We start from the raw sequence: 21,453 nt of genomic DNA, 5'->3' as shown, positions 1-21,453 counted from the left end.
AAAGTATTTTAATACTTTTTTGAATCTGTCAATGCGTAAGTCCTATTTAAGAAGGTTTCTTTCATTAAATTTTTACGTGCTCGAATATCGATCTCCTATTCCTCACCAATTCAGTTATCCATTTAAGTTGCTTTTATCGCGCTATTTTTATAGTAAAACGTACCACAGTATTCTTTAGTGGATAAAAAAGCGAATAGAGAAAATCTATTCGCTTTCGTGCTTTCCTTGAACCAGAGTTAGTCCTCAGGATATTCAAAACGATAACCCACACCATAAACTGCCTGAATCCACTCATGACGGTTACCCGTTTCAGCAGCCTCGGAAATCTTGCGGCGCAGGTTCTTGATATGATTGTCAATCACACGGTCCGCCACATCGAAGCTGTCCGGGTTAATATGATCCAGCAATTGCGCACGTGAATACACCTGACCCACATGCTCCAAAAACAGTTCTAATAAACGGAATTCTGTTGGGGTCAGGTTCAGCGCTTTTTGTTGATACCAGATGCGCTGTTGCGATTTATCCATACGGAACAAATCATTGCTTTCCGGTTCGGCCTTGCGATCCAGACGGCGTAGAACTGCCTGCACGCGCGCGACCAGTTCCTTCGGACTAAATGGTTTACAGATGTAGTCATCTGCACCCATATTCAGGCCGAGTACACGGTCAATTTCTTCAGTACGTGCCGTCACCATAATAATCGGTAGATCGGACTGCTCACGCACCTTACGGCAGATGGTCAGGCCATCCATACGTGGCACCATCAGGTCCAGAATCATCAGGCTCGGCTTACGTTGAGTGAAACTGTTATAAGCTTCCTGTCCATCATGAAACATGCTGACTTCAAAACCAGCAGCTTCTAGATAGTCTCGCACCAATTGTGCAAGTTCGACTTCGTCTTCAACCAGCATAATGTGTTTCATGAATAAACTTCCTTATGATTTTATTTGTTTAGGAAAAGTCAGCTTGCAACGTAATCCACCGAGTGGCGAATGATCGAAGCTTAAACTTCCACCTAATGCTTGCGTAATTTTACACGATAATGCCAAACCCAGTCCGGTACCACCAGTGGCACGGGTACGCGAGTCATCTACACGATAGAAACGTTCACCTATTCGGGCCAGCTGTTCATCGGTCAGACCAAACGGACTGTCATCGACATATAAGGTCCATTCTTTGTCATTCTGTTCAGTATGAATATGTACCTGTCCACCCGCTTCAGTATAGCGAATACTGTTGCTCAGCAAATTAGCCACGATCTGTTTAAAGCGGTCCAGATCTAGCTCTACGTCTGCGCCTTCACCTTCCGCAGTCACAGTTAATTGCGCCTGTTCAAACTTTGGATGGAAGTTCATTAATTCCTGCTGTACCACATCCCATGGATTAATCGTACTGACATACATCTGCAATTGCTGGGCATCAGCCTGTGCCAGGGCTGCCAAATCTAGAGTCAGTTTTTTCAGACTGGTCACCTGTGCCAGCATCGAAGCAAAATGTTCTGGAGTGGGCTTACGAATTCCATCCTGCATCGCTTCAATCTGTGCCTGCAACACGGCGAGTGGCGTTTTCAGTTCATGTGAGGTATCCGCTACCCATTGGCGACGTGAAGTCTCATGTTGATTGAGAATGATAGCCAATTGATTTAACTCATTGGATAAATCACCCAGCTCATCATTGCGGTTAACTTTAACCTGATGCTGATAATTGCCTTTGGTTAACTCACGTGTACCTTGCAATAAGCGTTGAATCGGCTTTTTGAAATAAGTCGCTAACAGGAGTGCAGCGATGAGACTGGTCAGGATACTAAGGCCATATACCAGGAACAGGTAACGTTTCTGATTACTAAAGAAATTGATACTTAATGCATCTTCCTGATCCAGTACCGGTTTTAGCCCCAGGTAACCGACAATTTTATCGTCTACCATAATCGGGCGATAAGAAATCTGCTCATCGGAAGGTTCACCCACGACAAAACGGCGTTTGGCATCATAAAGAGATAAACGTGAACTCAGACCCAAACGGTCAGGCATCTGGATAAACTGTTTTTTACCCGCTTGCGGCTGCGTTGTTAACTGCGAGCCATTTTTACGATCGGTTCTAAACAGGTTCTGATTAGAACTCAGCGGGAACTTCAAACCTTCAAAAGGCTGAAACTGCGAAGGTAAATTTGCTGCCAATACACGCAGTTCTTCCTCATTTACAGTACGTTGTTCAGCATCTGTGCCCATCAGGCTTGGTGCTACATTGGCTAAGGTGTGATCCTGAAAATAACGTTGCTGTAAGGCAATATCATACTGACGACGTAACCACCAGCGTGACAGACGGTCATAATCATCCGGCGCTGCCTCACCTTCGATCTGTAGAATCTGAGCCTGAATTGCATTGCCCCAGTCATTATAAACGCCATAGACTTCGGCCAGGTTTTCAATGACATGATCCAGTTTCTGCATTTCCACATCGGCAACATAGCGAGTGAAATTACGCTGCATGTTGAGATGAAGCACACCGAGACTCACCGTGGTAATCACCAAGGTGGTAAACAGCACTGTTAAAAACAGCCGGAGTGCAATCGGAATGCGGCGAATATTCAAAAGCAGATTCTCAGTTTTTCCTCTAGATTCATTATTGTAGCGAACACAAGCTGAAAAAACTCTTCATTGTTTCTTCATCTTTATTGTTTATTCTTTGCAACATACAGATCAGGCTCGTGGCTTGGAGACAAATACAATGAAAGCAATGACAAAAATCATCGTCCTGGGTGCAAGTGTGTTATCAATGGGGGCATTGACCGCGTGTCAATCGACTAAGCATGCACCAAGTGAAGATCATCCGCAAATGATGAAACATCAACAAGATCATATAGGTCGTCATCTGACTGCAGAACAGCGTGAACAGTTCAAGCAAATGCGTGCACAACGTGCGCAGCTGCATAAGCAAATGCAACAGGCCTGTGATAACAAAGCTGTTGGCAGTACAGTTCAGGTGAAAGCCGGTGATAAAACTGTAGACGGTATTTGTCAGATCTCTTTCAAAGCAGACCGTAAAGATATGAAAGCTGCGCGTGGCGAGTTCCGTGGTATGAAAGGTGAACATCGCCCAATGCGTGGTGACTTTCGCGGAGCATTAAACCGTGGTGAAGCACTGACTGATGCGCAACGTGCGGAAATGGTAAAACAGTTCGACCAGCGTCTGGCTCAACGTCAGGCACAGCAAAAAGCTGCTGTTCAGGCCTGTCAGGGTAAAAAAGATGGCGCAGCTGTACAGCTCAAAATAGGTGAAAAAACCATTAATGGTCAGTGTCACGTCCGTTTCCAGCCAAATGCTCCAGTTAAAGCACCAGCCGTTAAGACTTCTTAACTGAACGTTTCAAATTTATTGTTAAAAAGGCACTTCCGGGTGTCTTTTTTTATGCGTGTTGATTGTTAGAACTAAGTCTATATAAGTGTGCAGGTTTTTGACCATTCGTGTCAGATATTTTTTTATAAAAACGTTTACACTCAATATACTTAAGATTTCAAGGGTAATTATCTTTGACTTTACAGTCACCAAGAAATAGCCTTGAAATGCTTGTGCCAACAAGGAAGATGTTGCACGATTAGACCATGTCAATACGTGTCAATGAAGGCACGTTTCAATTTAATTCAGGATTATAACGCTGGTATAAACCAGTATTGAGGAAACCGATATGCCACAATACAAAGCGCCACTACGTGATATGCAATTTGTTTTGCATGAGCTTTTAAATGTTGAACAACATTATGCCAGCCTGCCTGCATTCCAAGATAACGTAAGCCGTGAGCTCGTAGACCAGTACCTGGAAGCTGCCGCTGATTTCTGTGAAAATGAATTATCTCCTTTAAACCAGGTGGGTGACCGCGAAGGCTGTACCTGGAACGACGGTGTTGTAACGACTCCAACAGGCTTCAAAGAAGCGTATCAAAAATACATCGAACTTGGCTTCCCTTCTCTTTCTGCGGAAGAGCAATATGGCGGTCAAGGCTTACCGAACTCTTTAGGTATTACCATTTCTGAAATGGTCGGTACTGCGAACTGGGCATGGGGCATGTACCCTGGCCTTTCTCATGGTGCTGTACGTACTTTAGAACACCATGGTTCTCAAGAACAAAAAGATACTTACCTGCCTAACCTGGTATCAGGTGTCTGGACAGGTACGATGTGTCTGACAGAATCTCATGCAGGTTCTGACCTGGGTATTATCCGTACTAAAGCTGAGCCACAAGCGGACGGCAGCTATGCAATCTCTGGCGAGAAGATCTTTATCTCTGCTGGTGAACATGACATGGCTGAAAACATCATCCATATCGTACTGGCTCGTCTACCGGGTGCACCTAAAGGTACTAAAGGTATTTCGCTGTTCATTGTACCGAAGTTCAACCTGAATGCTGACGGTTCTATCGGTGAGCGTAATGGCGTACGTTGTGGTTCGATCGAACACAAAATGGGGATCCATGGTAATGCAACGTGTGTCATCAACTTTGATAACGCAAAAGGCTTCCTGATTGGACCTGAAAACCGTGGTCTGAACTGCATGTTCACTTTCATGAACACTGCACGTATCGGTACTGCTGTACAAGGTTTGTCTGCATCTGAGTCTTCTTTCCAAGGTGCATTGGCTTATGCGAAAGACCGTTTGGCAATGCGTTCTTTAACTGGCCCTAAAGCACCTGACAAAGAAGCAGACCCGATTATCGTTCACCCAGCAGTACGTAATATGCTGTTAACTCAAAAAGCATTTGCTGAAGGTGGTCGTGCACTAGTGCATCTGTTGAGTCTACACGCAGATATCGTTGAACAAGGTGCAACTGAAGAAGATCGTAAATTCTCTGACAACATCTTGTCTTTATTGACGCCAATTGCCAAAGCCTTCCTGACCGAAACCGGTTCAGAAGCTGCAAAACACGGTGTACAGGTGTTTGGTGGTCACGGCTTTATTTCCGAGCACGGTATGGAGCAAATCGTACGTGATACACGTATTGCTTGCTTATACGAAGGTACTACTGAAATCCAAGCACTTGACTTGTTAGGTCGTAAGGTTCTGGGTACGCAAGGCGCGATGCTGAAAGACTTCACCAAGATCATTCACAAATTCGCAGAAGCCAACAAAGACAACGCAGCAATGCAAGAATTTGTTGAACCGCTTGCAGCGCTGAACAAAGAATGGGGCGATTTGACCATGCAAATTGGTATGCGTGCAATGCAAAACCCTGAAGAAGTCGGTGCTGCGGCAGTTGATTACATGTATTTCTCTGGCTATGTAACGCTTGCTTACCTATGGGCTCGTATGGCACTGGTTGCACAAGAAGCCTTGGCTGCGGGTACTACCGATGTCGACTTCTACAATGCCAAAGTAACCACTGCACGCTTCTACTTCAAGAAGATCCTGCCACGTGTACGCTCGCATGTTGACGTGATTGCGACTGGTGTAGAGCCGTTAATGAGCCTGGATGCGGAACATTTCGCATTCTAAGCTGATACAATTTTAAATGCAGAAACAAGGAAAAGGACGGTTACTTTTAAAGCGTCCTTTTTCTTTATAAAGCATTACAGAATTAACCTTTAGTCGTCTAACAATAAGATTTTTAATGCATTAGACTGACTCAAAATCAATCGATTCAAACAAGAAACAGGTGACCCACTATGCCAATTTATAACGCGCCACTTGCCGATATGAAATTCATCCTGAACGATGTATTCAATGCCGAACAATTCTGGCAAGCCAATGAAAATTTAGCCCATTTGGACGCTGCAACAGCAGAAGCAATTCTTGAAGAAATGGCTAAATTTGCGCAGAACGTCACCCTTCCGTTGAACCGTACCGGTGATGAAGAAGGCGCGAAATATGAAAATGGCGCTGTGACCACACCTGCAGGTTTTAAAGAAGCATTCAAACAATATGCTGAAGGCGGCTGGATTGGCCTTGGTGCTGATGCTGAATGGGGTGGTCAGGAAATGCCAAAAATGCTGACCGTTCTGTCAGATGAAATGCTTTTTGCTACTAACCCGTCTTTCATGCTGTATCCATTACTGTCTGTCGGTGCGGGTATGGCATTGAACAGCTATGGTTCTCAAGCGCAAAAAGAAACTTACCTGCCAAAAATCTATTCTGGCGAATGGTCAGGTACCATGTGTTTAACCGAACCACATGCGGGTACTGACCTGGGTATTATCAAAACCAAAGCTGAACGCAATGGTGATGGTACTTACAGCATTACCGGTACCAAAATCTTCATTACTGGTGGTGACCACGACCTGGCTGAAAACATTATTCACCTGGTATTGGCAAAAACACCGGATGCGCCTGCGGGCTCTCGCGGTATTTCCCTGTTCATCGTGCCTAAATTCCTGGTGAATGAAGATGGTTCGATGGGCGAACGTAACCCGGTAGGTCCAGGTTCGATTGAACACAAAATGGGGATCAAAGCATCTGCCACTTGTGTCATGAACTTCGACGGTGCCAAAGGTTATCTGGTAGGTAAAGAAAACGAAGGTCTGGCAGCCATGTTCGTAATGATGAACTATGAACGTCTGTCTATGGGTATCCAGGGCCTAGGCGCTTCTGAATTCGCTTACCAAAATGCGGCACAATATGCGACAGATCGTCTGCAAGGCCGTAGTGCTTCTGGCGTTCAGTCTCCAAACAAACCAGCAGACAGCATTCTAGTACATGGCGATGTACGTCGTATGCTTTTAAATGTGCGTGCAAACAATGAAGCCTCTCGTGCATTCGCTGTGTACGTTGGTCAACAGCTTGACATCACCAAGTTCTCGACTGATGCAGAAGCAATTAAGAAAGCCAATGATCGTGTTGCCCTGTTAACACCGATCGCGAAAGCGTATCTGACTGATACAGCCTTCAATGCAACACTTGATGCACAAATGGTCTTCGGTGGTCATGGTTATATTCGTGAATGGGGCATGGAACAGTGTATCCGTGATTTACGTATTTCACAGATTTACGAAGGGACTAACGGTGTTCAATCACAAGACTTGATTGGCCGTAAGACCATTAAATGTAATGGTGAATTTATTGCTGAATACATTCAGGAAATCCGTGATTTTACCAATGCACTGGATGCTGACCTGAACTTCATTAAAGATGCGACCCTTGATGCGGCTGCAGAAGTTGAAGCAGTAACCCAGCATATTATTGAAGCTGCGAAAGAAAATCCAGAATATGCGAATGGTGCAGCAGTAGATTACCTGCATGCAGTAGGCCTGTTGAGCTTCTCTTATATGTTCGCACGCATTGCCCATGCTGCGAAAGATAAACAAGGTGAGTTCTATCAGAACAAACTGGGTCTTGCTCGTTATTTCGTACAACGCATTCTGCCTGAACTGGCACTGCGTATTACTAAAGTCAAAGCAGGTTCAGAAGCATTAACACAGTTCTCTGAAGAATACTTCACAACTCAGTCTTAAAATATTTAAGCCATAAAAAACGCCTGCAATTGCAGGCGTTTTTTTATTATGCTTTTAAACTTTTTCGATCAGAATCGTATCTGGCTGATTGGCCACCTTAGGATTCAGATGCTTGTTCACAATTCGGATTTCCCCTTCAGACTGCAAAGATTCACACAACTCTAATACTTTCTGCATGTCATCACTTTTAATCCCTGTACCCAGAATTAATTTTTTGCCTGTTTCTAATTGATTAATCTTATTTTGGATTTTTTCTAACATCTTTTTTCTCCCTCATTATTCGATGTATAACTTCTACAATATAGCAATTTGGTATGAAAAAAGTACACTTTTTCATCTTTTTACATTTTTATTTTCCATATTTTCATTTTCTTTGCATGAAATTTGCAGAAAATTTCCTAAGATTTATAAATTATTTATTTTTAATCAGGAGGACATAGTGATGAAACCTAATTCCAAAGCCAAGAAAATAGAAGCCCTCCTCGACCGCGGCGGTAATCTTGCCGTAGAAAGTTTTCATTATCTCGCCCTGTTCATTATTGGCTGTATGGTGATCTGGTCTGCCGGTCATACCGTCATCGACATTTTGACAGTCAAGAAATTTGCCAGTATTGATGACATTCTGCTGTTATTTATTTATCTGGAATTAGGCGCGATGGTGGGTATTTATTTTAAAACCAATCATATGCCAGTTCGATTCCTGATCTACATTGCGATTACTGCGCTGACACGTCTCTTGATTTCTGATATTCAACACACGCATAAAGCCAGTATGGATCAAGTGATTATTACGGGTTCTATCCTCATTTTGGCTTTCGCCATTTTAATTGTGCGTTATGCATCCTGGAACTATCCATCAATTATCCGAGACAAGCATACTGAAAAACCAGTTCCTCAAGGCAAGACCCCTCGCCCTGAAGATGATGAGTTGGCATAAAATATTTTATTCATAACTGTATTGAAGAATACTCTCTCCCTTTGGGAGAGAGTTAAAGAGAGGGACTTAATGTATACGTGTCAATCTCATTTAGAATTTGAGAAACAATTATTTCAAATCATTTCGCCCTAACCATCTCCTTACCGGTGAGGAAGCTATTTTGTTTTTTTTTGAGTTATTTAGGTATAACTGAAGTATTTCTTCATTCATTTAGGATGGTTTAACGATTATTCACCAACACATAACGTCCATTTTCATAGATCCAGTGCATTCCAGCAGGCGGATCAGGCAGACCCAAACGGCGCCAGTCATTGATCAATACATAACGTGAGCTTTCAATATGTGCCACATTCGGATCGCCATTTACCCAGCTATAGCTGGTCGAGTTTTGATAAATGGTGGTCGGTGCCTGATAACGAATACTCACCCCATTTTGAATCGGTGGATGGCCCCACTGATTCGGATAATGATGTGCAGGCGGTCGCGGACGCTGCGGATAATGCTGCTGAGGTGGACGTGGATGCTGCGGGCGTTTATAAGTCTCTTTGCTGGTATAGCCGGCCCAGTTATTTCCTGCTACAGCTGGGACAGAAGCTCCAAATAATAGTGCAGCTAGACAGGCGCTGGACAAGATGATTTTCATAGGAACTTCCTTTGATAGGTTTGCCTATATTTTATACAGAATTTACGGAGGAAATATGAATTTATGCAGTTATACCACAAGGTTTTACAGCCGATAGTGAAAAGACATTTGTGCTGCGGCTCAGGTGCTGCCTGCATGCTTTGTGCTAAACTTTGATTTTCCGAATTTTGAGTCCAACATCGTGTCCGATTTAAGTTTTGATCGTTTATATGAATATTTCTGTAAAGTCCCAAGTGTTCAAAAAAACCTGATTGATAGCTATGGATCTGATGGCAAGCAGGCATGGTGGTTCAAGTTCCGTATTGATGTAGACCATCCGCTGGCTTGGCAAACTGTACAGGAACTCGGTCATGTTCTGAATTATATTTCCAAGAATGAACGCCTACCGACGCAGTTTTTACCGGTATCTCCTCCTCCGTATATGAATGGTGAAGCGAAGGATTTCCTGTGCTGGGTGATTCAATGCAATCATGCAGATTTCCCGCCGGATGTGGTATGTGACTGGTTAGAAGCACGCCTGCCGAATCCGGTGGATGATGAATCTCAATGGAAAATCAAAACTGATATTGCTGAGCTCGACCAGATGTCCGATAAAGATTTGGATAAACTGGTTCCACCAAATCCTGCACCCTAAAGCTTTTGAAATAAAAAAATCCCTCTAAATTTAGAGGGATTTTTTTATAGCAAAGAATTCATTTAACACTTTAGTTACTGAAATTAAAGGAATTAAAATAGTTAAATTAAATATCAGGCAATAAAAAACCCCAAGACTGAATATGCTTAGGGCTCTTTAGAATTTTGGTCCCGAGGGTCGGACTCGAACCGACACGTCATCGCTGACAGTGGATTTTGAGTCCACCGCGTCTACCAATTTCACCACCTCGGGAGTGGATGAAAGGTATATTACTCGGTTTCAATCAGATGTCAACGCAGATTCTCTGCATTTGTTTAATTTTAAAACAAAACTCATTTTTTTGATCTATAAAGCTGCAATTTTCTCCTTAAAAAGGAAAAAAGTTTATACTACGCCCAGTTTTTATTACCGTAACTTGTCATGCAACTTTCTGATTTTAGCTTTGATCTCCCAGATGAGCTGATTGCTCGCTATCCGCTTGAACAACGTAGTGCTTCCCGCCTTTTACACCTCGATGCTGAAGGTCAATATCATGACCACCAATTTACCGACATTCTGGATTTATTGAATGAAGGTGATTTGCTGGTTCTGAACGATACCAAGGTGATGAAAGCCCGCCTGAAAGGTAAACGTGCGTCAGGTGGTGCAGTTGAAGTTCTGGTTGAACGCATGATGGATCAGTTCATCGCGCACTGTCACATTAAAGCCAGCAATACACCGAAAGCCGGTGCTGAACTGTTTATTGGCCCAGATGTCGTTAAAGTGACTGTTCAAGGCCGTCATGAGAATCTGTTTGTTGTGGAATTCTCCCAGCCGATTTTAGATGTCCTGGATCAATACGGCGCCCTGCCTATTCCACCTTATTTCAACCGTGAAGCGGAAGAGATTGATACTTTACGCTATCAAACGGTTTTCAATGACCCAACAAAATTAGCCAGTGTGGCTGCACCGACAGCTTCCTTGCACTTTGACGAAGATTTATTGAAAAAACTCGAAGAAAAAGGCATTCAAAAAACGTTTGTGACCCTGCATGTTGGCGCAGGTACATTTTTACCAGTGCGCACCAGTGATATTGAAAATCACATTATGCACAGTGAATGGTGTCAGGTCTCTGATGAATCCATGGCCCTGATCAAAGCTACGAAAGAACGTGGCAATAAAGTCATTGCTGTCGGTACCACAGCCACACGCGCAACTGAAAGTGCAGCTCAGGCCAATGGCGGTGAGCTGAAAGGCTGGACCGGCGATACCCAGATTTTCATTTACCCGGGTTATGAGTTTAAAGTGGTTGATCGTTTGATTACCAACTTCCATTTGCCTGAATCTACCCTACTGATGCTGGTCTCAGCGTTGTCAAATCGTGACAATATCCTGAATGCCTACAAACATGCCGTAGAAAGCAGATACCGCTTCTTCAGCTATGGTGATGCCATGCTGATTGATCAGGCCAAATAATTACAGGACCCATCTATGCCGATCGATGCAGTGCAACGCTCCATTCATATTCGTCGTAAGAAAAATGAAGTGGTGTTTAAAAATATCGATCGGCTGTGGCACTTATCGAGTGATGCCAAAAGCCATCAGGACATTCTTAATGGCTTGCATCCATGGCAAGGTTCAATTTCTCTAAAATTTGAAAACACCCTGCCGTGGTTCTTGGCACTCTTTGGCTTGATGCAAGTATTCAGCCTTATCATTGCACCGCACAATTTCTGGCTGCAATGCAATTTTGCCTTGGGTTTTGGCATGTTATTTTGGGCCTATCTGATTTATGAGCAAGAGCGCTCCATCAATGATGTAATTGAATATTTAGAAGAACGTGTGCTGACGCATAAATATCATCTCCACTTTCAACAACAGCCACAGCATATTTCAATGCCACTTAATCCTCGGCAATTTATTGGCAATTTAAAACGCCTTTTTCCTGTGTTTGAACGTGGCTCATTACGCAATGACATCTCACGTTATGCCAGCACCACATGGTTAGATGAAAATGGACAAGAACACCAAGTCTTGCTGTTTGAATACCACTATGTAGATGAAATTAAAACCATCGATAAAAATGGCAATACCGTCAAACTCATTGAACAACATAAAAATTTGTGGGGTGCATTTGTCTTTGATGTCTCTGTGCAGGGGCTTGCCATTAGCACATCAAGACGTCCATTCCCCTCACCTTATCGCCATCCTTGGCACAGCAGTGATATACGCACCAATCAGCGTTTAAAATTTTATGGCACAGATCCCATGCAAATGGCTAAACAGCTCAGCCCGGGTTTTGTGCTCCGATTAAGTCAATTTTTCCAATACCGTGAAGGCGATCTTATTTTTCATCCCCAACAACGTGTGCTGTGCTATTTAGGGCCACATGACATTTTTAATGCGCCTGAACGCAAGCAAAATATCCAGGATATTTCTGCATTGCGTGGACATCTGAGAACGTTTAAATTAGTACAACTGGAAAAGCTGCAAACTGACCTGATTCAGTTTTTAAAATAATTATTTTCTCTGGGGACTGCTTTTATGGGATTTGTTGTTTTTGTCATTATCCCGATTCTGCTGATTGTTGCCATCATCATGATCCGTAACAGCATCGTACGTTATCATAATGCCACAATTCGGGCATGGTCTGATGTTGCCAGCTATGAACGGCAGAAACTGAAAATTCTAGATGGCCTGCAACCTTTGGTCGAACAGTATTCCAGTTTCGAAAAAGGCACGCTGGAGAAAGTGACTGAACTGCGTCAGAACATCATGAACCTGAATATTAAAGATGCCGATATTGGGCAATTACAACGGATCGAAAGCCTGAACCGGGAGCTGATGCATAACCTGAATGTGGTGATCGAAAACTATCCTGAATTGAAAGCCAATGAAATTTATCTGAAAATGATGAACGAAATTGAAGAACAGAATGAAAATGTCGGTGCCGCAATCAGTATCTATAATCGCAATGTCGAACTGTTTAATAACCAGATTCAGGTTTTCCCGCATAATATAATCAATAACATGCTGCTACAAAAGAAAGCTGTGCGTCCCTTCCGCGATCAGGCCGTGACCCAAAGTTTTGACTATCGTCCGAATTTTTAAACCCTGACGTATATTCATGCGATGATAAGAAATACCCAACTGCCTTAGCGATGAATCAGGAGATTCCAGCTAAGGCAGTTTGCTTCAGAATAAAAATAAAGAATTAAAACTATGCTGGATCATCTCGATACCTTAAAGGAAGTCCTGATCAAGAAATTTTATCAACTCTATGATCATTATAGTGACGACGAAATATATGCCTGTAGCCTGGTCTTTGACGAGTTTCTGCGAATGGATTATCTCGCCATTTCAACCGAACGTAGTATTTTTAATGATCAGGAAGATCGTGCACAGTATCTGTCTGAAACTGAACGCTGGAATGCAGCGAAATGGCTACCGTACCGTCCATAGCTCTAGTAACGGTATGACGCAGTTTCGTGCACTGCTGGACAGCTATTTCAAGAACCAGCATAGTTTCGGCAATCCTTTGCTGGAACATAGCAAGACCGATCAGGCCAATACGCTGGATGTACTTTTAAAGCTCTTTCAACAGGCACGTGATGCTTTAGAACAGGATTATGGCTTGGACTTAAACCGGATTGTGTTTTTTATCCATATGCCAACACAGCCACAAATAGAATTCCAATCTGCTATTTCTCTAAATCAGGAAAGTCCATTAAGACAACAGTTTCTGTTCAGCAAACAGCCTGCAAATCAACCTGCTATGTCAAAGTCATTTAAGCTAAACCAGAACGATAAAGATCTGCTGATTGATCTGGCGCAGCTGGTCAAGTTAGAAGCTTATGATTATTTACATGTTGCCCATCAGGCCTATTTACTGACCTTGGAACCGCATTTTGTCGATGCCAATTTTTATATCCAGAAACTGATCCAGCATATCGCAGCGATGGCAACTGAAATTGATGGCAGTTGTGCCATGACACAAGCGGAAATTCAGGAGCACATCAGCCAGTTTGAACGTTAGATCACAAGCTTATTCTTCATTTTTTATTCATACAGGCAACATAAATAAAACAGCCCGGACTGGATGGAGCGCTGGTGTTTACGGTCAGAATCAAGGAAAATAGCCGGTTTTAGCATTAACAATCAGTGAACTGTTTTTTCGCCTTGATTTGGAACTCCTATGAAGTTTGAAAAATTAGCGCAGTCGGGCCGTGCCCGTCGTGGCCGTTTAACGCTTGAGCATGGCGTGGTTGAAACCCCAATGTTCATGCCGGTGGGGACTTATGGCACGGTAAAAGGCATGTTGCCTCGTGACATTAAAGAAATTAAGTCTCAGGTAATTCTGGGCAATACCTTCCATCTGTACCTGCGTCCAGGTCTGGATGTCATCCGTGACCATGGTGGTCTGCATCAGTTCATGAAATGGAACAACCCGATCCTGACCGATTCTGGTGGTTTCCAGGTGTTTAGCCTCGGTGCGATGCGCAAAATCAAGGAGGAAGGTGTGACCTTCCGCTCGCCGATTGATGGTTCCAAAGTATTCCTGTCTCCTGAAATCTCGATGGACATTCAGCACACCCTGAACTCTGACATCGTGATGATTTTTGACGAATGTACGCCTTATCCGGCAACGCATGAAGAAGCACAAAAATCGCTGCAACTGTCTTTACGTTGGGCAAAACGCTGTAAGACTCAACATCACGACGTACTGAAAAACCGCAATGCCCTGTTCGGGATTATTCAAGGCGGTATGTACGAAGATTTGCGTGATGAATCCTTAAAAGGCCTGCTTGAAATCGGCTTTGATGGTTATGCCATTGGTGGTCTGTCTGTTGGTGAACCGAAAGAAGAAATGATCAAGGTGCTGGATTATCTTCCAGAGAAAATGCCGGAAGACAAACCACGTTACCTGATGGGTGTCGGCAAACCGGAAGATATCGTGGAAGCAGTACGCCGTGGTGTCGATATGTTCGACTGCGTAATGCCAACCCGAAATGCACGTAACGGTCATTATTTTGTGACCGGCGGTTTAGTACGTATCCGTAACGCGAAATACCGTCATGACCAAAGTCCGCTAGATCCAGCCTGCGATTGCTACACTTGCCAAAACTTTAGCCGTGCCTACCTGTTTCACCTGGAGAAATGCGGTGAAATGCTAGGTTCTATGCTGGGTACGATTCATAACTTGCGCTATTACCTGCGCCTGACTGAAGCGATGCGCGAAGCACTGGATCAAGGCACATTCGAGCAATTTGTTGAGGACTTTTATGCCCGCCGTGGCATGCAAGTGCCGCCTTGTCCTGAAGATTAATCTTTCAGTATTTGCGCTAAAGAAAAAGACAAGGTAAATTGCAGAACAAGTCAATTTATTATCATTCAGTTAATTAACCATTTTTAGTTTAGGAAAATGTAAATGAGCCTATTTATTTCGACTGCTCACGCTGCAGGTGAAGCTGCACAACAACCAAGCCTGATGGCGAACCTTTTGATGATTGCGGTATTCGTAGCAATCTTCTATTTCCTGATCTGGCGTCCTCAATCTAAACGTGCCAAAGAGCATCGTGCACTGATTGAAAGTCTGGGTGTTGGTAGCGAAGTGGTATTTGCAGGCGGCTTAATGGGCAGAATCACAAAAATTGAAGGTGACTTTGCTGTGGTTGAACTCAACCGTGGCGTGGAAGTAAAAGTTCAGCGTGCGAGCGTGGTCTCAGTACTTCCTGAAGGCACTTTAAATAACATTTAATCAAAAGAAGTCGTGCTCCCTGCACGACTTTTTAATTTTAAGAAGAAAACAAATGCGTTACCCAGCATGGAAATATGTACTGATCCTGGTTGTCCTGGCGATCAGTACATTATATGCCCTGCCTAGTTTGTATCCAGATGAACCTGCCGTACAGATTTCGGGTGCCAAAGCCGGCACTCAGATCGATGCGGGCATCGTACAAAGAGCAGAGCAATTATTAAAAACTGAAAATATTGCAACTCATGACAACAGCTTCAGCAACAATGCGGCCTTACTCCGCGTTGATTCTAGCGAAGCACAGCTCAAAGCCAAGGAAGCACTGCGTCGCGGCCTGGGCGATGATTATGTTGTAGCATTGAACCTTGCACCAACAACACCAGAATGGCTGCAAAAAATTGGCGCCAAGCCAATGAAGCTGGGTCTGGATTTGCGTGGTGGTGTTCACTTCCTGCTAGAAGTGGATATGGACAAGGCGATTGCGCAGCGTATGGAAACATCGGCAACTGACCTACGTCGTCAATTACGTGATAACAATCTGAAATTCAACAGCCTGACCCTTAGCAACAACACCATTACCATGCAGTTTGCCAATAATGATGATCGTTCTGCGGTAATGGACTTTCTGCGCCGTAATGACAATGAGTTCACCCAGCAGGCTGTAGCGACGGATACCGGATCTACCCTGCGCCTGAACTATACCGATGTGCGTAAGCAGGAAATTGAAAGCTATGCAGTCAACCAGAACTTAACCACACTACGTAACCGTATTAACGAGCTAGGTGTGGCTGAAGCACTGGTACAAACTCAGGGCAGCAACCGTATTGTGGTTGAACTTCCTGGTGTTCAGGATACTGCTGAGGCAAAACGTGTCCTTGGCCGTACTGCAAACCTCGAGTTCCGTCTGGTCTCAGATCTGAACGATCAATATATCGACCCATATACGGGTCAGGCAACAGGTACCTTGCCCCCTGGTACTGAAGCATTTGCTTATGAATCTCTAGACAGCGGTCGTCAGTTATTGCTAAACCGTACCCGTATTCTGACGGGTGAGCGTGTTCAAAATGCCTCAAGTGGCTTTAGCCAGGACACTGGTGGTGCTGAGGTGAACATTACCCTCGATGCTGCGGGCGGTAAGCTCATGTCCGATGCCACACGTAATGCTGTTGGCAAACGTATGGCTGTACTGTTCATCGAGAACAAGCAGAAGATCAGCTATGTTGAAGATCCTGCAACAGGTCAGCAAACTGAAGTTCGTACGCCATATACCGAATCTGTGGTAATTAACGCGGCAACCATTCAGGCGGTATTGGGCTCTCAGTTCCGTATTACCGGTCTGGATTCTCCACAGGAAGCGTCTGAACTTGCCTTGATGTTACGTGCCGGTGCACTGGCCGCGCCAATGTACTTTGTTGAAGAACGTGTGATTGGTCCAAGTCTGGGGCAGGAAAACATCGATAAAGGTGTATTGTCTACCCAAATCGGCTTTATCTTGGTGGCGATCTGGATGGTCGTGTTCTTCCGTCTGTTTGGTGTGATTGCCAACTTTGCCCTAGTATTTAACCTGGCGATGATCCTGACAGTCATGTCATGGATTGGTGCTTCGCTTACCTTGCCAGGTATTGCCGGTATCGTGATTACCATTGGTATGGCGGTCGATGCCAACGTCCTGATCTGTGAACGAATACGGGAAGAAATGAAATGGGGCGCTTCGCCGAAACAGGCCATTGTCGCCGGTTATGACCGAGCCTATAACACCATTTTCGACTCGAACTTAACTACCTTCCTGGTAGCGTTCATTCTGTTCGCGATTGGTACCGGCCCGATCAAAGGCTTTGCCGTGACCCTGATGATTGGTATTGTCTGCTCGATGTTTACAGCAATTACTGTAACCCGTGCGATTGTACAGATTATCTATGGCAAAAAACGTAACTTGAAAAAGTTGAGCATTTAAGGAGATCACTGATGACTGAGAATACTCAACCTAATTCAAAACAATACGGCCGCCCGGATCACGAACGTGTTATCCCGTTTATGAAAATTGCTTTGCCTGCGGCATTGTTTTCAATTTTATTAACGGTTGCCAGCATCTTCTTTATTGCCACTAAAGGCTTGAACCTGGGTCTGGACTTTACTGGTGGTGTGGCAGCAGAGCTGAACTATACCAATCCGGTTCAGCCAGAATCAGTTACTCAGGCGCTGAGTCAAGCTGGTTTTAATGATGCTGTGGTACAAACCTTAGGGTCAGATCGTGACCTGATGGTGCGTATGCCTGTTCAGGAAGATGTTGAAGCAGAAGACTTGACCAAAGCCATTACCACAGCAGTTCAGCTGCCAGGTAATGCAGCTGAAGTACCAAAAGTTGATGTGGTTGGTGGTCAGGTCGGTAATGAGCTGTACGTGCGTTCTGCAGGTGCGGTTGCCCTTGCCCTGCTGCTGATGCTGGTTTATGTCACCATCCGCTTTGAATTCAAGCTGGCGATTGGTGCAGTACTGTCCTTGTTCCACGATATCGTGGTGACACTGGGTATCTTTGCCATGATGCAATGGCCATTCGACCTAACCGTACTGGCAGCGTTATTGGCGATTATCGGCTTCTCACTCAACGATAACATCGTGGTCTCTGACCGTATTCGTGAAAACTTCCGTAAAATCCGTGGTGCTGAACCATTGGAAATCATCAATATTGCCTTGACTGAAACTTTACGTCGTACCATTCATACCTCTATGACGTTATTGCTGGTAGTCGTAGCCATGATGATCATGGGTGGTGATGGTTTGAAATGGTTCTCGATCGCAATGTTTGTTGGTGTTTTTGTAGGTACCTATTCATCCATCTATATCGGTACAGCCTTTGCTTTATGGCGTGGCCTGAACCGTCAGGATTTCATTGTGCAAGTGAAACCTGAGTTTGAGGAAGAAAACGAAATTCCATAATTTCAGCCTTCTTTTAAAATATGAAAAGCCCATCTACAGATGGGCTTTTTTATCGCCGTTGAATCTGTTCTGGATGCAGGATGGCGATCACTACCTCAGCTTGCTGAACGTCCTGTTTCTGAAAACGAACCTGACGTTTGCCATCCAGACTTTGACATTGTAACTCCTGCTCAGTTTCTCGCTGTAATTCTAAAATTAAACAGAATTTATTGATGAACTGTATGCAAAGCCAATCAGCCGTTTGGGCGGGCCGCTGACGGTCACATAGCAGCCACCAGCCCGGTTTAAGTATAGGCTGATAGGCATCGCTGCTGATTTGCAGAGCATGGTGATTCGCCTGCAATTGAATAGTAGGCTCTATTTCATAATGAACAGCATCCAGAGGCTTTAAGCAAAACAGTTCCTGCTCCACCACCTGCATACTATATAAATGAGGAACCAGAGTATTTTTTACTTGTTCTATCTGAAGCTCTTGCTGATCCAGACTCATGGATTCCAAGCCGAGCTGCTGTTCCAGTTCCCGAGCCGCCTTTTCTCCAATCTGGCGCTTGCTATTCAGTAACTGAGCGACATAAGTCGCAGACAGGCCATAATATTCACAGATCTCTTTGCCTGTTTTAAAGCGCTGATTGGCAATCCATTGATCAATGATCCTGCTCAGATTTTCCCGTCTACGTTCAAATAGTTCTGTCGTACTCATCGCAATTGGGTGACTTCATTTTTATTAAGTGCTACTGAGCACCTTACAATAAAAAAGCCCACCAATAAATGGCAGGCTTTTTCTAGACGAATTAATCAGTAGATTTAATTGCCTTGAACCAAACGACGGGCACTAATAATCCCGGGCTGCTGTTCTAATCGAGCCAGCAGTTTGGACAGCTGGGCTAAACCTTTGACTTCAATCAATAGCTTCATATTGGCAATACCATCAGCTTCTGAAATGGTATTTACCTGACGGATATTGATCTGATCAGAGAAGATCACTTGCGTCAGATCTTTGAGCAGGCCACGGCGGTCATAAGCTTCTACTACAATCTGGACACTCTGACCACGGGTTGGCTGCATTTCCCAATCAGCTTCTACGGCACGTTCTGGTTCCTGCGAAATCATACGCACATAATCCGGACACGCCACCTTATGGATGCTTACTCCACGATTGAGCGTGATATAGCCCCCAATCGACTCGCCATGTACAGGCTGACAGCATTGCGCCACATGTAGTTCAACATTGTCTAAGCCATCAATCAGAATACCATGAGCAGACAAAGTATGACTGGCACGTGGATTCAGCGCCGGCTTCAGTACCAGTTCAGGTTCATCCTGATCCAGGTGCATATGGCGATTCACCTGATTGATCAGCGCATGCAGGCTGATATCGCCATTTACGATACCAATCAGAATGTCTTCGCCACTCTTCACATTAAAGTGATTGCAATAGTCACCCAAGTCGATCGATTTCGGGTGAATTGCCAGACGTGAAAGTTCTTTATTCAGAATTTCACGGCCAACTTCCAGATTCTTGCTACGATCCTGCTGACGGAACCAGTGACGTAACTTGTCACGTGCACGTGCAGTCTTGATATAACCAAGCGAGTTCACCAGCCAGTCACGGTTTGGCTCACGGTCTTTTTTGGTCAGAATCTCGACCTGTTCCCCGGTTTTCAGAGTATAAGTCAGCGGCACATAGCGCTGGTTCACTCGTGCGGCATAGCACTTGTTACCCACTTCGGTATGGACATGATAGGCAAAATCCAAGACTGTTGAGCCACGCGGCAATTCTTTAATATCTCCATCGCGGCTAAACACATAGATTTTCTCAAAGCCTTCAAAGTCTTGAATCTGTTCAAAATTCTCAACTTCTGCCTCAGAATCTTTATGTGCACTGGCATCATTACGTTCCTGGTAATGCTCCAATACGGCACGTAAAGAATGCAGGCGATGGTTAAAGGAATGGTCTGTGGTTTTTGCCCCTTCCTTATAGTTAAAGTGTGAACATACACCTAGCTCTGCCTCTTCGTGCATGTGATAGGTACGAATCTGCACTTCAAGCGATTTGTTTTCTGCAATCACGGCAGTATGCAGTGAGCGATAACCATTGGCTTTCGGATTGGTAATATAGTCGTCAAACTGGTGCGGAATATGACGCCAGATCTGATGTACGATACCTAAAGTGTGATAACACTCAGGTACTGAATTTACCAGGACACGTACAGCACGGATATCATAGAGCTGATCGAAGCTCAGATCCTTGCTCTTCATTTTTCGATAAATCGAATAAATGTGTTTGACCCGACCGGTAATTTCGGCCTCAATGCCATGCTCAGCCAGTTCACCACGCAACTTGTCGATTACAAACTGAATATAATGTTCACGCTCCAAGCGCTTTTCATTCAGTAAAGAAGCAATTTCTTTATAACGTTCTGGCGCCAGATAACGGAAAGCCAGATCTTCCAGCTCCCATTTCAACTGGGCAATACCAAGACGATGTGCCAGTGGCGAGTAGATGGTCAGAATTTCGCGTGCAACACGTTCCTGACGGTCTCGAGGTGATTTCGCCAGTTCACGCAATGCATAGGTACGCTCGGCCAACTTGATCAGTACCACACGGACATCTTCGGTGACTGAGATCAGCATCTTGTAAATGCCGGTCAAATGCTCGCGCTGGTTATTGTTGAAATGGTCTTCCAGACGTTTGTTATTTTCAATCAGCTCGGACAGCTTACCCATCGACAGAGTGCCTTTCACCAGGCCATGTACACTCTCACCGAATTTCTCCAGTACGTCTGCAAGCGGTGTGACACCTTCACGTACCGAACGATACAGCATGGCTGCAGACAAGGTATCTTCATCAACATGCAAATGGGCAAGGATATCCGCCATCTCAATACCGGTATAGAAAGTATTGGAGCGATGCTGAACCGTGGTTTCTAACTCATTTTCTAAAGTGAGATGGGCGACTTCTTCGAGCTGTTTTAATGGGGCCCCATCTAATATGCCGCGTACACGATCTAACCATTCGGTCATATCCTGCAGGGCTTGATCGGCATGTTCTACAGTCGCCTCCTGTGACAACTCATTCAGTCGCCCAGGCAGCTGTTCACGTACTGTGACCATACCATTCTCCTACT

At 44.4% G+C, this 21,453-nt stretch carries 18 protein-coding genes, 1 tRNA gene and 1 pseudogene; 13 read left to right on the top strand and 7 right to left on the bottom strand.

Annotated elements, in window-relative coordinates; translation table 11 throughout:
• Positions 1-236 precede the first annotated feature (236 nt).
• Positions 237-923 (bottom strand): response regulator, encoded by a 687-nt coding sequence (locus tag C8322_RS02125; protein ID WP_008305505.1) that lies wholly within the window; start codon positions 921-923, stop codon positions 237-239.
• A 12-nt stretch (positions 924-935) separates the two neighbouring features.
• Complete coding sequence (gene baeS / locus C8322_RS02120; RefSeq protein ID WP_008305507.1) at positions 936-2,591, bottom strand: sensor histidine kinase efflux regulator BaeS; 1,656 nt, start codon at positions 2,589-2,591, stop codon at positions 936-938.
• 136 nt (positions 2,592-2,727) lie between these two features.
• Between baeS and C8322_RS02115 the strand changes: the two genes are divergently transcribed.
• The 3 genes from C8322_RS02115 to C8322_RS02105 all read left to right on the top strand — a co-directional run bounded on the left by C8322_RS02115 (position 2,728) and on the right by C8322_RS02105 (position 7,440).
• Complete coding sequence (locus C8322_RS02115) at positions 2,728-3,357, top strand: hypothetical protein (RefSeq protein WP_111810324.1); 630 nt, start codon at positions 2,728-2,730, stop codon at positions 3,355-3,357.
• A 328-nt stretch (positions 3,358-3,685) separates the two neighbouring features.
• Positions 3,686-5,488: an acyl-CoA dehydrogenase C-terminal domain-containing protein gene (locus C8322_RS02110; protein ID WP_111810323.1), complete on the top strand. Its 1,803-nt coding sequence runs from the start codon at positions 3,686-3,688 to the stop codon at positions 5,486-5,488.
• 170 nt (positions 5,489-5,658) lie between these two features.
• A complete protein-coding gene (locus C8322_RS02105) occupies positions 5,659-7,440 on the top strand; it encodes an acyl-CoA dehydrogenase C-terminal domain-containing protein (RefSeq protein ID WP_008305513.1) in 1,782 nt (593 codons plus the stop codon).
• A 54-nt stretch (positions 7,441-7,494) separates the two neighbouring features.
• On the opposite strand, the gene C8322_RS02100 is transcribed toward C8322_RS02105, so the two are convergent.
• The gene (locus tag C8322_RS02100) at positions 7,495-7,701 is read right to left on the bottom strand and encodes a hypothetical protein (RefSeq protein WP_004891465.1); all 207 of its coding nucleotides are present in this window, start codon (positions 7,699-7,701) and stop codon (positions 7,495-7,497) included.
• A 181-nt stretch (positions 7,702-7,882) separates the two neighbouring features.
• On the opposite strand from C8322_RS02100, the gene C8322_RS02095 reads away from it, so the two are divergent.
• The gene (locus C8322_RS02095; RefSeq protein WP_004891463.1) at positions 7,883-8,377 is read left to right on the top strand and encodes a phosphate-starvation-inducible protein PsiE; all 495 of its coding nucleotides are present in this window, start codon (positions 7,883-7,885) and stop codon (positions 8,375-8,377) included.
• A gap of 220 nt (positions 8,378-8,597) precedes the next feature.
• Here the strand turns inward: C8322_RS02095 and C8322_RS02090 are convergent, their stop codons facing one another.
• Positions 8,598-9,020 carry an RcnB family protein gene (locus C8322_RS02090; protein WP_076754265.1) on the bottom strand — a complete coding sequence of 141 codons (423 nt, stop codon included), beginning with the start codon at positions 9,018-9,020 and terminating at the stop codon, positions 8,598-8,600.
• A gap of 181 nt (positions 9,021-9,201) precedes the next feature.
• Between C8322_RS02090 and C8322_RS02085 the strand changes: the two genes are divergently transcribed.
• A complete protein-coding gene (locus C8322_RS02085; protein ID WP_008306039.1) occupies positions 9,202-9,654 on the top strand; it encodes a hypothetical protein in 453 nt (150 codons plus the stop codon).
• A gap of 165 nt (positions 9,655-9,819) precedes the next feature.
• Here the strand turns inward: C8322_RS02085 and C8322_RS02080 are convergent.
• Positions 9,820-9,906, bottom strand: a tRNA-Leu gene (locus C8322_RS02080).
• Between the two features lie 168 nt (positions 9,907-10,074).
• Here C8322_RS02080 and queA point away from each other — a divergent pair.
• From queA to secF, 8 genes and pseudogenes are all read left to right on the top strand, one after another.
• Positions 10,075-11,109: a tRNA preQ1(34) S-adenosylmethionine ribosyltransferase-isomerase QueA gene (queA, locus tag C8322_RS02075; protein ID WP_076754267.1), complete on the top strand. Its 1,035-nt coding sequence runs from the start codon at positions 10,075-10,077 to the stop codon at positions 11,107-11,109.
• 15 nt (positions 11,110-11,124) lie between these two features.
• Positions 11,125-12,153: a hypothetical protein gene (locus tag C8322_RS02070; RefSeq protein ID WP_111810322.1), complete on the top strand. Its 1,029-nt coding sequence runs from the start codon at positions 11,125-11,127 to the stop codon at positions 12,151-12,153.
• Positions 12,154-12,177: 24 nt separating this feature from the next.
• Positions 12,178-12,744, top strand: a complete 567-nt coding sequence (locus tag C8322_RS02065) for a LemA family protein (RefSeq protein ID WP_005223221.1) — start codon at positions 12,178-12,180, stop codon at positions 12,742-12,744.
• Between the two features lie 111 nt (positions 12,745-12,855).
• Positions 12,856-13,669, top strand: a pseudogene (locus C8322_RS02060) (DUF4303 domain-containing protein).
• Positions 13,670-13,828: 159 nt separating this feature from the next.
• Positions 13,829-14,959: a tRNA guanosine(34) transglycosylase Tgt gene (tgt, locus tag C8322_RS02055; RefSeq protein WP_111810321.1), complete on the top strand. Its 1,131-nt coding sequence runs from the start codon at positions 13,829-13,831 to the stop codon at positions 14,957-14,959.
• Positions 14,960-15,061: 102 nt separating this feature from the next.
• Positions 15,062-15,391 carry a preprotein translocase subunit YajC gene (yajC, locus tag C8322_RS02050; protein ID WP_004816064.1) on the top strand — a complete coding sequence of 110 codons (330 nt, stop codon included), beginning with the start codon at positions 15,062-15,064 and terminating at the stop codon, positions 15,389-15,391.
• Positions 15,392-15,443: 52 nt separating this feature from the next.
• Positions 15,444-17,342: a protein translocase subunit SecD gene (secD, locus tag C8322_RS02045; RefSeq protein WP_005223230.1), complete on the top strand. Its 1,899-nt coding sequence runs from the start codon at positions 15,444-15,446 to the stop codon at positions 17,340-17,342.
• Positions 17,343-17,350: 8 nt separating this feature from the next.
• The gene (gene secF, locus C8322_RS02040; RefSeq protein ID WP_171056659.1) at positions 17,351-18,325 is read left to right on the top strand and encodes a protein translocase subunit SecF; all 975 of its coding nucleotides are present in this window, start codon (positions 17,351-17,353) and stop codon (positions 18,323-18,325) included.
• 49 nt (positions 18,326-18,374) lie between these two features.
• Here secF and C8322_RS02035 read toward each other — a convergent pair whose 3' ends face one another.
• Both C8322_RS02035 and C8322_RS02030 read right to left on the bottom strand, forming a co-directional pair.
• Positions 18,375-19,025, bottom strand: a complete 651-nt coding sequence (locus tag C8322_RS02035; RefSeq protein ID WP_008304943.1) for a hypothetical protein — start codon at positions 19,023-19,025, stop codon at positions 18,375-18,377.
• A gap of 104 nt (positions 19,026-19,129) precedes the next feature.
• Positions 19,130-21,439, bottom strand: coding sequence for a RelA/SpoT family protein (locus C8322_RS02030; protein ID WP_005223232.1), 2,310 nt, complete (start codon positions 21,437-21,439; stop codon positions 19,130-19,132).
• Between the last annotated feature and the right edge of the window lie 14 nt (positions 21,440-21,453).

Origin of the sequence: Acinetobacter sp. SM1B (genome assembly GCF_003289665.1) — a bacterium.
Classification (GTDB): domain Bacteria; phylum Pseudomonadota; class Gammaproteobacteria; order Pseudomonadales; family Moraxellaceae; genus Acinetobacter; species Acinetobacter schindleri.
This window is presented reverse-complemented; position numbering and strand designations above follow the sequence as displayed.

What these genes read in the sequence shown, in the direction of transcription:
- C8322_RS02125 (WP_008305505.1), bottom strand. Translation starts at nt 923, where the DNA reads ATGAAACACATTATGCTGGTTGAAGACGAAGTCGAACTTGCACAATTG.
- C8322_RS02115 (WP_111810324.1), top strand. Translation starts at nt 2,728, where the DNA reads ATGAAAGCAATGACAAAAATCATCGTCCTGGGTGCAAGTGTGTTATCA.
- C8322_RS02110 (WP_111810323.1), top strand. Translation starts at nt 3,686, where the DNA reads ATGCCACAATACAAAGCGCCACTACGTGATATGCAATTTGTTTTGCAT.
- C8322_RS02105 (WP_008305513.1), top strand. Translation starts at nt 5,659, where the DNA reads ATGCCAATTTATAACGCGCCACTTGCCGATATGAAATTCATCCTGAAC.
- C8322_RS02100 (WP_004891465.1), bottom strand. Translation starts at nt 7,701, where the DNA reads ATGTTAGAAAAAATCCAAAATAAGATTAATCAATTAGAAACAGGCAAA.
- C8322_RS02095 (WP_004891463.1), top strand. Translation starts at nt 7,883, where the DNA reads ATGAAACCTAATTCCAAAGCCAAGAAAATAGAAGCCCTCCTCGACCGC.
- C8322_RS02090 (WP_076754265.1), bottom strand. Translation starts at nt 9,020, where the DNA reads ATGAAAATCATCTTGTCCAGCGCCTGTCTAGCTGCACTATTATTTGGA.
- queA (WP_076754267.1), top strand. Translation starts at nt 10,075, where the DNA reads ATGCAACTTTCTGATTTTAGCTTTGATCTCCCAGATGAGCTGATTGCT.
- C8322_RS02070 (WP_111810322.1), top strand. Translation starts at nt 11,125, where the DNA reads ATGCCGATCGATGCAGTGCAACGCTCCATTCATATTCGTCGTAAGAAA.
- C8322_RS02065 (WP_005223221.1), top strand. Translation starts at nt 12,178, where the DNA reads ATGGGATTTGTTGTTTTTGTCATTATCCCGATTCTGCTGATTGTTGCC.
- tgt (WP_111810321.1), top strand. Translation starts at nt 13,829, where the DNA reads ATGAAGTTTGAAAAATTAGCGCAGTCGGGCCGTGCCCGTCGTGGCCGT.
- yajC (WP_004816064.1), top strand. Translation starts at nt 15,062, where the DNA reads ATGAGCCTATTTATTTCGACTGCTCACGCTGCAGGTGAAGCTGCACAA.
- secD (WP_005223230.1), top strand. Translation starts at nt 15,444, where the DNA reads ATGCGTTACCCAGCATGGAAATATGTACTGATCCTGGTTGTCCTGGCG.
- C8322_RS02035 (WP_008304943.1), bottom strand. Translation starts at nt 19,025, where the DNA reads ATGAGTACGACAGAACTATTTGAACGTAGACGGGAAAATCTGAGCAGG.
- C8322_RS02030 (WP_005223232.1), bottom strand. Translation starts at nt 21,439, where the DNA reads ATGGTCACAGTACGTGAACAGCTGCCTGGGCGACTGAATGAGTTGTCA.